The sequence below is a fragment of the Gluconobacter albidus genome, from assembly GCF_002005485.1.
Classification (GTDB): Bacteria; Pseudomonadota; Alphaproteobacteria; order Acetobacterales; family Acetobacteraceae; genus Gluconobacter; species Gluconobacter albidus.
Genome location: NZ_CP014689.1, coordinates 1,099,031 through 1,110,676 on the forward strand (window position 1 = coordinate 1,099,031; position 11,646 = coordinate 1,110,676).

Annotated in this window: 10 protein-coding genes; 1 reads left to right on the plus strand and 9 read right to left on the minus strand. The window is 60.1% G+C overall.

The window, feature by feature from the left end; all coding sequences use genetic code 11:
- Positions 1–140 precede the first annotated feature (140 nt).
- The 6 genes from A0U94_RS04840 to A0U94_RS04865 form a co-directional block, all read right to left on the minus strand.
- Positions 141–1,151, minus strand: a complete 1,011-nt coding sequence (locus A0U94_RS04840; RefSeq protein WP_077802611.1) for an MYG1 family protein — start codon at positions 1,149–1,151, stop codon at positions 141–143.
- Between the two features lie 93 nt (positions 1,152–1,244).
- On the minus strand, positions 1,245–1,625 hold the full coding sequence (locus A0U94_RS04845; RefSeq protein ID WP_062107645.1) for a VOC family protein: 381 nt from the start codon (positions 1,623–1,625) through the stop codon (positions 1,245–1,247).
- Positions 1,626–1,681: 56 nt separating this feature from the next.
- Positions 1,682–2,014, minus strand: a complete 333-nt coding sequence (locus A0U94_RS04850) for a hypothetical protein (RefSeq protein ID WP_077802612.1) — start codon at positions 2,012–2,014, stop codon at positions 1,682–1,684.
- A 143-nt stretch (positions 2,015–2,157) separates the two neighbouring features.
- Positions 2,158–3,732, minus strand: a complete 1,575-nt coding sequence (locus A0U94_RS04855; RefSeq protein ID WP_077802613.1) for an efflux transporter outer membrane subunit — start codon at positions 3,730–3,732, stop codon at positions 2,158–2,160.
- A 1-nt stretch (position 3,733) separates the two neighbouring features.
- Positions 3,734–4,918: an efflux RND transporter periplasmic adaptor subunit gene (locus tag A0U94_RS04860; RefSeq protein WP_062028920.1), complete on the minus strand. Its 1,185-nt coding sequence runs from the start codon at positions 4,916–4,918 to the stop codon at positions 3,734–3,736.
- The gene (locus tag A0U94_RS04865; protein ID WP_077802614.1) at positions 4,918–8,142 is read right to left on the minus strand and encodes an efflux RND transporter permease subunit; all 3,225 of its coding nucleotides are present in this window, start codon (positions 8,140–8,142) and stop codon (positions 4,918–4,920) included. The genes A0U94_RS04860 and A0U94_RS04865 overlap by 1 nt, the downstream gene beginning before the upstream one ends.
- A 277-nt stretch (positions 8,143–8,419) precedes the next feature.
- On the opposite strand from A0U94_RS04865, the gene hpxZ reads away from it, so the two are divergent.
- On the plus strand, positions 8,420–8,821 hold the full coding sequence (gene hpxZ / locus A0U94_RS04870) for an oxalurate catabolism protein HpxZ (RefSeq protein WP_077803852.1): 402 nt from the start codon (positions 8,420–8,422) through the stop codon (positions 8,819–8,821).
- A gap of 9 nt (positions 8,822–8,830) precedes the next feature.
- Here hpxZ and A0U94_RS04875 read toward each other — a convergent pair whose 3' ends face one another.
- From A0U94_RS04875 to A0U94_RS04885, 3 genes are read right to left on the minus strand one after another with little or no spacing between them, the layout of a single operon-like run.
- A complete protein-coding gene (locus A0U94_RS04875) occupies positions 8,831–9,664 on the minus strand; it encodes an ABC transporter permease (RefSeq protein WP_244178074.1) in 834 nt (277 codons plus the stop codon).
- Positions 9,657–10,481, minus strand: coding sequence for an ABC transporter permease (locus A0U94_RS04880; RefSeq protein WP_077802615.1), 825 nt, complete (start codon positions 10,479–10,481; stop codon positions 9,657–9,659). Before A0U94_RS04880 ends, A0U94_RS04875 begins: the two co-directional genes overlap by 8 nt.
- Positions 10,478–11,458: an ABC transporter ATP-binding protein gene (locus A0U94_RS04885; protein WP_077802616.1), complete on the minus strand. Its 981-nt coding sequence runs from the start codon at positions 11,456–11,458 to the stop codon at positions 10,478–10,480. Before A0U94_RS04885 ends, A0U94_RS04880 begins: the two co-directional genes overlap by 4 nt.
- Positions 11,459–11,646 lie beyond the last annotated feature (188 nt).

Consider the following 11,646-nt stretch of genomic DNA (forward strand, 5'->3'; position numbering starts at 1 on the left):
AGGAAGACGCAAAGGGAGGTTCGTCATCAAAGTGGTCCGCCGCTGAGAAATCCGGAATTCGGAGCTTTCCTAGCGGCAACACCGACTTCCGATGAAGAAATTTATTTGAAGATCAAGGCCCTGAGTTGAGACGTTTCGTCTCAGACCCCGGCGATCTGCAGAGCCAGCTGGGCCATGCGGATGGCCCCTTCGCGGCTCATTGCACCACAGATGAAGCGGGCAGGATGGGCAAATACGGCGTCGGAAACGCCAGAGACGGAAGCCAGCGTGTCCCGCTCCAGGCCGCCCCAGGCTTCCGGCAAGGAGACGCGCTGCCCAAAATCGCCACGCACAGGCGGAACGGCTTTGACGTTCCACTGCTCCGGCCCTGCCGGAGAGACGACATACACCACCGGCAGGTCACGCTCGAAAATGACCTTTTCCGTCGGCATGCCCGTTTCCATGACGAGAATGCGCTTGTCTTTGGCGCTCTCATACGCCGCGATCACGCGGTTCGTCGCTTTGAGGCTGGCACGGATGCGGTCCACGACATTGAGCAGATGCGAGGCGACGGCTGTGGCGGCATTGGCGAAACCGAGGGATTCCCGTGCGCGGGCTTCCTGCGGTCCGTAAAGTTCAGCCGTATCCCATGGCGGGCTGCACGCCGAGACGATGTCCGCCAGCGAGAGCTTGCCCATCTTGACCACACCATTGTCATCCTGGTCGATTGGCAGGATCAGGGACTTGTCGAGGCTCTGCCAGATCAGGTCCACGGTGGCGTCATCGGCCGGCGTGTTCAGGATGTTGCGAATGGCCGCGTGACCATAATCCTTCCACAGGAGGCCAGCCGCGCTGTAGGGCGTGCCGTCTTCACGAAGGGGCTTGTCCTTCATGTGGTGGTCGTAACGGCCATGCGGCGGATCGTAGAGGCCACCGACGTCGAAAACGATATCGGCCGACTTGATGATATCCGGATTGCGCGTCCGGATGAAGGTCAGGCGGTCGGCGGATTTTCCTTCGAGAACACGCGCACGAAGATCTCCCTGCGGCGCAAGGGCATAGTGCAGGATGACATAACCCATGGTCTCGTCGACATGAAAGTTTCCCGAATGGGTGAGGGCCGTGACAGGCGCCGAGCCGTTTTCGAGACCAATGGGGGTATGGTTAGACATCTTGGGAACCTGCCGACAGGGAAAAGGGACGTGTTGGCCCCTTTCATGCCGCAGGCCAGCCCGGCAGACAACCTCGCTGCCGGGATTGGTTTCTCAGCCGACCCGGTGCAGGGCGCAGAGCTTGTTGCCGTCCGGATCGCGCAGATAGGCGAGGTAGAGGTCGCCCATTCCGGTGTGGCGGATGCCTGGCGGGTTTTCGATGGCTTCACCACCGTTTTCAACGCCGGCTTTGTGCCAGGCGTCCGCCTGTTCGGGGCTGCTCATGGCAAACCCGACAGTCCCGCCATTCGCACCAGTGGCAGGTTCGCCGTTCAGGGGCTTCGTGATGATAAGACGACCGCCGGAATGGGCATAGACAAGCCGACCCTTGGCGTCGGGTTCGGCGGCCGTACAGCCGATGACACCAAGCGTTGCATCATAGAATGCCTTGGAACGGGCAATGTCGTTGCTACCCAGCATGATGTGGCTGAACATGAAAAGACCTTCCTTTGTGAGGGGCTGCGGGAATACGAAACTGTTTCCGCGACGGATCAGTCGATATTGATGTTGCGGATGCCGCCGGGAATTTTCGTCCTGGAATCGCGCGGCACGAATGCAAGTCCGGCGGTATTGTAATCCGGGTTTTCCGCCATGGCCTGAAGGGTCATGTCGTCACGCACGTCCAGCGGGCGCCCATGTCCCTTGTTTTCCCTGCGGATGGCGGCGGCACAGAAGCCTGCGGCCGCTGCGAAGGGGCGGGCATTGCCAGTGGCCCCACTCACAATCTGTTCGCGGATGCATTTGCTGTCGGTATGTCCTGTGACCCACGGGGCAGAAGAACAGGACGCAAGCAGAAGAACACTGGAAAGAATGACGTAACGCATGAAGCAGAGCCTACTCGTGGCAGGGAACGGGATAAAGCATAGGCCCGGTAGAACCTGGGTGCTTATTGGAGCGCTCCTTGCGGAAAGGTCAATGCCCTGTTTTGCCCTGACCCGTTTGACATCGGTCAGGGCAAAATATTCGTTCACCGTGTCGCTGGCAGGCCAGTCGTCAGGTTTTCGAACTGTTCGGGATGCTGTGACGTCGTGACGTCCCCGACGGGTTTGGGATGGTGCAGATTGTCGTACTGCAACGGCGTAATGGACAGGGTCTGGTCCATTGTCGGCAGGTCGCGGATGGTCCAGCCGCCGCCAAGGCTGCGGATCAGGTCCACGTCCGCGTGGTACAGACGGGTTGCGATCTCGACCTGGTGGATGCGGCTTTCCAGCGTGTTTTCCTGACTGAAAATGGCCTCAAGATAGGTTCCGACGCCGCCCTGATAGAGCGTCATGGTCATGTTCTGCGTGGCGAGATTGGCTTTGACAGCCTGTTCCAGCGCCGCGTTTTCCTTGGTCAGACGTTCGGTCAGGGACAGCCCGTCTTCCACTTCGCGGAAGGCCGACAGAACTTTCATACGATAGTCGTCACGCGTTTCACGATAGGCCGACCATGTTCTCTGAAGTTCCGCCCGGCGAAGTCCGCCATCAAAGAGCGGCATGTCGAGCGTCGCGCCATAGGTCCACAGCGAGTTGGCCAGATTGGCCAGATCGAAGCCATTGGCGGAGAACCCACCATTCAGGCGCAGGGCGATATGCGGATAGAAAGCCGCACGTGCGATGCCGATTTCACGATTGGCCTGTGCCATTTCGCGCTCGGATGATGCGATGTCCGGACGACGCTGGAGCAGGGTGGAGGGAACGTCCGTAGGGATCGTCGGCTGAACAAAATGAAACTGCGGACTGGCCGGGATGTGGAAGCTTGACGGCGAACTGTTGGTCAGCACCGCGATGGCATGTTCCGTAACCTGCCTTGCGGCCTGAATGTCCAGACGCGCCGCCTGTGTGGTGTAGAGCTGCGCCTGTGCCCGTGCCAGATCGAGGCGGGGAGCAGCCTGGTTCTGGACCTGATTTTCGGTGATATGAACGGCACGCTCATAGTAGCCGATGGACTGCGCATAGATCGCATCTTGCGCGTCATAGCCGCGAAGCTGGATGTAGTCGCGCGCAAGCTCGGCCTGCGTGCTGAGGCGGGCCATCGCGAAATCGGCCGCACGCTGCTGGGCGAACTGTTTCTGTTCGCGGACGCGGTTGCGGATGGACGACCAGAAGTCAGGTTCCCACGATGCCAGACCGCCGTATTCCTCTTCGGTCTGGGTCAGGGTTGCACCGTTGCGGAACAGGCGGTCAGCGGACTGCTTGTTGTCCGAGGCACCGGCTTCGAGGCTGACATGCGGGAGCAGTTCCGAACGCGCGGCCACGACGAGGGCGCGCGCCTGAATGAAGCGTTCGGCAGCGGCCTGGATGTCGCCGTTATCCGAGGTGGCGCGGGCTTCGAGATCGTTCAGCAGCGGGTCCTGAAACATGGTCCACCAGTTGGTGGGCAGTGCTGTATCCGCGGGGGTAGCCACGGCGAACGGCGCCTGTCCCTGCCATGAAGCAGGGACGACGAGATTGGGGGCCTTGTAGCCCGGCGCCAGATCACATGCGGACAGGCCGAGCAGCGACAGGGCGGTGCCGCAGACCAGACCGGTGCGGCGGAGGCGGGAGAAGGATGGGATCATCTTACTCGTTCTCTTTTCCAAAGCCGGACTGGTTGTAGCCGCGCTGCGGTACCGTCACGTTAACCTTGTCGCCTTCGAGTACGTCCGCTGGAGGGTTGGCAATCACGCGGTCGTTCGGGCCGATGCCAGCCTGAATTTCCGTTGCCGTATCGGCCATGCGTCCGACCGTCACGTTCTGGAAATGGACCGTGTTGTCGTCCCGGACCACGGCGAGCTGCATGCCCTTCTCCTGAAAGACCAGAGCACTCGTGGGCACTTCGTAGAGATGGGCATTCTCATTGTTTGCCTTGAGCTCCACCGAAGCAAAGGTGCCGGGCCACAGGACTTCGTTCGGGTTGTCCATCTCGAATTCCGTGGTGGAGGTCCGGGTGTTCGGATCATAGCCGCGCGCCGTCGTCAGGAAGTTCGCCGTGAACTTGCGGTCTTTGAACTGTGGGACGGTGACTTCGGCCGTGATGTCCGGTTTGAGGACATACTGGAAGACTTCAGGCACAGAGACGAACAGACGCAGTTTGTGCACGTCCGCGACGGTGAAGAGTTCGGAGGCCGCCCCCGCAGCGTTGAGGTTGCCACCACCGTCATGGACGTAGTCGCCGACGTTGATGTCACGAGAGGTTACGATGCCATCGAAGGGGGCGACGATCGTCTTGAAGCGTTCGAGCGCCTCGAAATGCGCAACGTTCCGTTCGGCGGCTTCCACCTGCGCCTTGGCGGACTGCTGGTCAGCCTGTGCGACCGAGACGGACTGCCCGGAGACGGACTGTGAGCGGCCCATGGCCTGCCAGCGCTGGAGCGTGACATTGGAAAGGTTGTATTTTGCCATGATCGACGCAAGGTCGGCTTTCGCCTGCGCGTATTGTGCGTCCAGCGCCGGGGCGTTGATCTCGGCCAGAACGTCGCCCTGCTTCACGCGGGCACCGTAGTCCTTGTACCACATCTTCACGTAGCCCGAGACCTGCGGATAAATCGGCGCCTGATACCAGGCGTCAATATTGCCGGGCAGCGTCAGGGCGACCTTCTTGGGTGACTGGATCGGCTTGACGACGGCTACGTCGGGAAGAGCATTTTCCCTGGTCTCGGCCGCGAGGGCGGTAGAGACATGAATGCGGTCCACGACGATATAGCCGACATAGAGCGCGAGGAGGCACCCTCCCGCAGCGGCGATGAGTTTGGGGGAGGTAGCCATCAGGCGATTTCCTTCTGACGCGATGTGCGGTTGTGGAGGATTGCGTAGACGCAGGGAACAAAGAGGAGGGTCGAGATCGTTGCGACGATCAGGCCACCAATCACGGCTCGGCCGAGGGGGGCGTTGGTCGAGTTCGATGTCGCCATCGGGATCATACCCACGACCATGGCCAGCGCGGTCATGATGACCGGGCGGATACGGCCGTAACCGGCTTCGATAGCGGCCCTGAGCGCATCGCCGTGGATTTCGAGACGTTCACGGGCAAAGGACACCACGAGGATCGAGTTCGCGGTTGCGGTGCCCATGCACATGATGGCGCCTGTCAGAGCCGGGACGGACAGGCGTGTCTGTGTGAGAAACAGGGCCCATGCGATGCCGCCGAGTGCACCCGGAAGGGCTGTGATGATAATGAACGGGTCCAGCCAGGACTGGAAGTTCACCACGATCAGCAGATAGATCAGGACGATCGAGATCGCGAGACCGATGATGAGCTGCTTGTAGGCGCTTGCCATCGTCGTGGCCTGACCGTGAATATCGACTTCGGCGGAAGTCGGCTTGTTATGACCGTCCTGGGTGACGACCTGACGCACCTTGTCCAGCACGGAACCCATGTCGGTTCCTTCGATGTTCACATAGATGTCGATTTCGGACATCGAGTTGTAGTGCGAGACTTCGCCCGGGGTGCCGGCTGCCACGACATTGGCAATGGCGCCCAGAAGCTGGGTCTTGTCGTTGGGATCGCCGTCTCCCTTGTCGACCGGGATGGTCAGCAGGTCATTGAGATGGGTGAGCTGGTCCTGTGACGTGTAGACGTTGAGCGGGAAGGTGACGTTGTCGACAGGGTCGAGCCAGAACTGCGGATCGACGACGCCTGAACCGGCAAGCGTCAGCAGTTCGTTGGTTGCCAGATCGTTTTCCGTCACGCCCGTTGCCTGACTGAATGTCCGGTTACCGTTCACCATCAGTGTTGGCGTGGACATCGTCTGCTGGATGTTCACGTCTGCCGTGCCGGGGATCTGGCGGATCAGCCCGATCAGGTGCTTGGCGTAGTTGTAGTTCTCCATGGCATCCGGGCCGGAGAGCTGGATGTCGATGGGGGCGGCGGAGCCGAAGTTCAGGATCTTGTTCGTCAGGTCCGCAGGCTGGAAGGTGAAGACCGTTCCGGGGAAGCGTCTGGAGAGATCCTTGCGCAGGAGGGCGCGGTAATCCCAGACGGGGGACTGGGCATTTTTCAGTGCGATCGTCAGGTCGCAGTCCTGGGTCCCGATGGACGGGGTCGGGATGAAGGCCTGGTTATGCGGTCCTTCGGGAAGGCCGCAGTTCGAGATGATGTTCTCGATTTTGCCCGGCAGAAGCTGGTTGATGCGGTCATCCACGAGGGCGGCGATACGGCCTGCAACTTCAATACGCGTTCCGAGCGGGGCGCGCATGTGCATCTGAAGGGCATCGGATTTCACTTCGGGGAAGAAGTCCCGCCCTGCGACGAAATAGAGCCCCATGGACGCAATGGAGAGCACCATGAAGATGCCGACAAAGGCGCCACGGCGTGCCACGCAGCGTGTGAGGATCGTGTTGTATCCTTCACGGAAGCTGGTGAAACGTGCTTCGAAACCTTTCTGGAAACGGCTGAAGAAGCCCGATGGCGGACGCTGGGTCGCATGCGGGTTCGGGATGTCGATCGCAGAGTCATGGATGCCGTGCGGGTCTTCATCGGGGCCGGGCGCGCCGACGGGATGATGCACATGGCCTGCGAGAAGGTACTTCGCCATGGTCGGAACGAGGGTTCGCGACAGGATGAAGGACGCGATCATCGCGAACATGATGGCAAGGGCCATCGGCATGAAGAGGTAGCCTGCGACGCCATCCAGCTCAAACAGCGGCAGCCAGACGATGCAGATGCAGGTCGTGGAGACGAAAGTCGCGATGACGATCTGGTTTGCCGCATCAATAATGGCGGTTTCGAGATCCTTGCCCATTTCGAGGTGAACGTCGATGTTCTCGATCATCACCGTGGCATCATCGACAAGGATGCCGACTGCAAGGGCCAGACCACCGAGCGTCATGACGTTGATCGACTGGCCGGCCCATCCAAGGGCTATGATCGAGCACAGAATGGCGAGCGGAATTGAGGTCGCGATGATGACCGTGGAGCGCCAGGAGCCGAGGAAGAGCAGAACCACGATACCGGTCAGGAACGACGCGGTGATCATTTCCTGAACCACATCCTTGATCTGATCCTTCACCATGATGGAGGCGTCGGACAGGATGGAGATATGGACGTCAGGAGGCAGGATTGCTTTCAGGCGCGGGAGCAGGGCCTTGGTGGCCGCGACCACATCGAGCGTGGAGGCCGTACCGCCCTTCTGGGTGATCATCTCGACGCCCTGGCGGCCTTTGACCAGAACGAGGTTCGTCTGGGGATGGCCGCCGCGATAGACTGACGCCACATCGCGCACATAAATGACCGCATTGCCAACCCGCTTGACCGGAATATTGGCGATATCGTCCATAGATTCCGGGGCGGCGTTGGTCTGGACCATCCAGTCCGTTGCGTCGATCTTCTGGTCGCCTGCCGGCAGAACGATGTTCTGGGCGGTCAGGGCTGCCTGAACGTCTGCGGCGGAGAGGTGGTGGGCCTGAAGCTGCTTCTGGTCCAGGGAGACCATGACGAAGCTGTCCATGCCGCCGTAAGGATGGGCGACGATGGCGCCGGGAACCGTGGCAAGGAGCGGACGAACGCGAATGACACCGAGCTTGAAGAGATCGGAGGGCGTCTGTTTGTCAGACGTCATCTGAAGGGCAATGACCGGAACCTGTGACGGGTTTAGGGCCACGATCATGGGCGCCGGGACTTTGGGCGGGAGCCCGAGCAGCACGGTCTGTGCGATGGCCGATACTTCGGCTTCGGCGGTACCGACCGATGTTCCGGGCTGGAAATAGATATTGACGATCGAGCGGCCGTAATAGGAGCTGGACTCCATGTGCTCGATGTTCTGAACGGTCGTGGTAACGGCCAGTTCGAAGTTATAGGTGATACGACCGGCAAATTCCTGGGGCAGAAGTCCCGGGTAAGTCCAGATTGCCGCGACTACCGGAACCTTGATGTTTGGAAAAACATCGGTTGGCGTCTTGAAGATCGACATCACGCCAAGCAGCACGATCATGATCGACAGGACGACAAAGGTGAGCGGTCGCCTTAGCGCGGTGACGACGATGGCATTCATTCAGCTCGGTTCCCAACAGATTTTGAGCAAGGAAGGGAAACCGGGACAATAGGTGGGATGAAATACAACGTCTTTTAAATCGTGGTTTATGGAAGTTTTTTTATTTTTAGTTCTGTTAAAAAATTTTTATGATTTGAACAGATGAATCTGTATTTGTAAAAATTAATACAGATTTCTGTTACTTTTCGATATTCCGGGAGATGATGATTTTTTCCGGAGATGATATGTCCCGTGCGAGAGGGAAAACCCTCCCCGAAAGTCTTGCCGGAGACGAATGATGACGCTGAATCCTTTTCCCTCGCTGAATGATCCTCAGGTTCTTGCAGACGTGACTGCGATGTCCGACCGCTATGAAAAGGCGCTGGGCGAGAACATCCTGCATGAACTGGATGCTCTTTTTTACAACGGTGCGGAAACGGTTCGTTACGGTGTGGGGGAAAACCTCTACGGGTTTGAGGAAATCCAGGCCTTCCGCCGGGCGCGGACGGGAGGGTCGCCGCCGCGGGAGGTTCTGCGGCGTGTCGTTACGGCTGTCGGGCAGGACGTGGCGACGGTGGATCTGGAGTTCCGGCGCATCGGGGCTGAGAAGATCGGGCGTCAGAGCCAGACCTGGTTCCGCACGCCCGATGGATGGAAGATTATTGCCGCACATGTGTCGCTGATGGGTGCCGGGTCTTAAACCCCGCCGTCAGCTTCCGCTGGAAACATATCCGGCAACGGCCCGGTGCCAGATCAGGACCATGACGCCCAGAAAGGCAAAACCTGCCAGTGGCGAGAGGCTGCCGATCCATGTCGGTATGCCCAGCGGGTCGGGATGGTTGAGGCTGAACAGGGCAGGATAGTAGCAGACTGCTGCGAGCGGCAGGACAAAAGTGATGAACCGCCGGAGCCAGCGTCCGAACATGGTCAGAGGATACTGTCCAGCCTCGACGCCGCCATAGGTCAGGACGTTCACGACTTCCAGCCCCTCGACCGTGATGAAGCACAGTGCGGCCTGTCCGATCAGGACGCCGAGGAACATGGCTGCACCGCCTGCGATGGCGAGCGGCAGAACCAGAACCGCGCTCCACTGGACATGAGGCGCAAGCCATAATCCCGCGATGAGAACGAACGCGCCCTGAAGGAAACGTCCAATGGGGCGCAGGCGCAGTTCGTGGCCCAGAAGCAGAAGCAGGGTCGAGCGTGGCCGCAGGAGCAGGCGGTCGAAGCTACCTGTACGGACATATTCGCCGCCAAAGACCTCGAAACCGCGCCCCAGTGTTTCGGCGACCGCAAAGGCCACGTTCACAAGGCCATAAAGAACGGCGACCGTACCGATATCCCAGCCTGCGATACTGCCGAAGCGGCGAAAGAGGCTCCAGATGCCGAAGAAGCCGAGCAGGGTCGTGACGAAATTCCCGATGGCCTGAATGGCGAATGTGCCGGGGTAGCGGAGTTGTGCGACGATCGAAGCGCCCGCCATGCGGCGGTAGAGACCAAGGGCGCTGAGCGTGCGGGTCGGAGATGACATCGTTTCAGGCACCCTGCACCTCCAGCCGGTTGACCGTCTGGCGCATCCACAGGCGTCCGAGCAGGGTCAGGGTGGTCAGCCAAAAAAGCTGAAGACCCAGTCCGGTTGCGACGCCGCCCGGAATGGGTGTGCCCAGATAGATCCGGATGGGAATGTCGGTAATTCCGGCAAAGGGCTGTGCGAGCAGGAAGGGGCGGATCCAGTCGGGATAGAGCGGCAGCGGCAGGAGCATTCCCGACAGCAGCACGGCCAGCGGTGTGCCGACGGCGTAGCTGCCAAGCGGTGAGAGCGTGCGGGCCGTCAGGATATTCCACCACATGACGATGGTGGCCGAGAGCAGTGCGCCGAGCGTGATAGAGAGCAGCGACAGAACTGCTGCTGTCAGATCCGCTGGTGGCGCGAGGCTCCATGCGCCGAGACCGACCAGCATGGCCAGCGGACCCGCCACGCAGGCCAGCAGGACTGCACGGGGTACGGCATTGCCCAGCAGACGCGCCAGACTGGCCGACAGCCACCAGTTCCACATATCGACCGGGCGCAGCAGATCATAGACGATCGCGCCTGTTTTGGCGGCGTCTCCAACAGCGGGCAGGCAGCCCAGCGGTAAAAGCGTGAAGAGGGACTGCTGAATCCAGGTGTAGGTCATGGTCTGTCGCAGCGAGAGCGGGGCCTGGACGTCGGGGGCTGCGTGGTAAACGGAGGCATAGGCCATCAACGTCACGGCGCCGAACCACATCTGCGCCACCAGTCCGGCCACGACCGCGATACGGTATCGCAGACCGATCTTCCATTGCAGCCCGAAGGCCGTGAGATAGGGGCGGAGCGTCATGCGGCGTGGTCCGCATAAAAGCGTGTGATGATCTCGTCGATTGAGGGGCGGCTGATCCTCAGATCGTCCAGTCCGGGCAGATGTCCCACATGGGCGACGAGGGCGGGGGCCGGAATCTGGCGCGGATCGAACGTGATGGTGAGGCTGTGTGGCGCGCGGGCGGTTTCGACCGCTCCGGCCGGGAGCGCCAGTTCGGGTGGCGTACCGTGAAAATCCAGTTCGAGAATGCGTTCGGACAGGGTTGTCATGCGCAGATCCTCGAACGGGCTGTCCGCGAGGATGCGGCCATGCCCGATGACGATCACGCGTTCGGCCAGCGCCTCGATATCATGCATGTCGTGGGTGGTGAGCAGGACGGTCGTGCCGTGGTCCCGGCAGAGTTCATGGACAAATGCCCGGACGGCGAGCTTGGACGGTGCGTCCAGACCGATGGTGGGCTCATCGAGAATCAAAATGTCGGGGTCGTGGATGAGGGAAGCGGCGATTTCGGCGCGCATTCTCTGTCCGAGCGAAAGCTGACGGACGGACTGGTCCATGATCTCGCCCAGATCAAGCGCATCGGCCAGACGGGCGCGGTTGCGGGCGAAGCGTTCGGGCTCGACGCCGTAAATGTCGCGCAGGAGCGCCAGACCTTCACCGACCGACAGATCCCACCAGAGCTGGGTGCGTTGACCGAAGACGACCCCGATCCGTGCGACGTGAGCGACGCGGCTGGTCCAGGGCACAAGTCCGTTAACCTGCACTTCGCCAGAGGTGGGGCGCAGGATTCCGGACAGGATTTTGATGGCCGTCGATTTTCCCGCGCCGTTCGGACCGATAAAACCGGCGATCTGGCCTTTGGGGACGGAAAAGGAAATTCCGTCCAGCGCCACGATCTCGCGCGTCTTCCCGCGCCAGCTTCCTCCTTCGCGGATCCGGTAGGTTTTCCGGAGATTATTGACGGTAATGGCGTCAGGAACGGGGAAGGGAGACTGCATCGGGATTCCGGGATGGGAGGATAATAAAAACTAACGTGATCTTTTTTCCAAAATAAAGTCTTATTGTTTCAATTGTATCACTGTTTTGTGCCTTCCTGCAGCAAGGCTCTTTCTGTAAAGAGAACTGTAAAGAGAATTTTACTAAAGGTGTCCGATCATGGCATCGGTGTATTTCGCGTTTTTTGGCT

Excerpts from the sequence above, each read along its gene's own strand:
- A0U94_RS04885 (WP_077802616.1), bottom strand. The coding sequence starts at position 11,458 with ATGCAGTCTCCCTTCCCCGTTCCTGACGCCATTACCGTCAATAATCTC.
- A0U94_RS04850 (WP_077802612.1), bottom strand. The coding sequence starts at position 2,014 with ATGCGTTACGTCATTCTTTCCAGTGTTCTTCTGCTTGCGTCCTGTTCT.
- A0U94_RS04855 (WP_077802613.1), bottom strand. The coding sequence starts at position 3,732 with ATGATCCCATCCTTCTCCCGCCTCCGCCGCACCGGTCTGGTCTGCGGC.
- A0U94_RS04860 (WP_062028920.1), bottom strand. The coding sequence starts at position 4,918 with ATGGCTACCTCCCCCAAACTCATCGCCGCTGCGGGAGGGTGCCTCCTC.
- A0U94_RS04865 (WP_077802614.1), bottom strand. The coding sequence starts at position 8,142 with ATGAATGCCATCGTCGTCACCGCGCTAAGGCGACCGCTCACCTTTGTC.
- hpxZ (WP_077803852.1), top strand. The coding sequence starts at position 8,420 with ATGACGCTGAATCCTTTTCCCTCGCTGAATGATCCTCAGGTTCTTGCA.
- A0U94_RS04880 (WP_077802615.1), bottom strand. The coding sequence starts at position 10,481 with ATGACGCTCCGCCCCTATCTCACGGCCTTCGGGCTGCAATGGAAGATC.
- A0U94_RS04840 (WP_077802611.1), bottom strand. The coding sequence starts at position 1,151 with ATGTCTAACCATACCCCCATTGGTCTCGAAAACGGCTCGGCGCCTGTC.
- A0U94_RS04845 (WP_062107645.1), bottom strand. The coding sequence starts at position 1,625 with ATGTTCAGCCACATCATGCTGGGTAGCAACGACATTGCCCGTTCCAAG.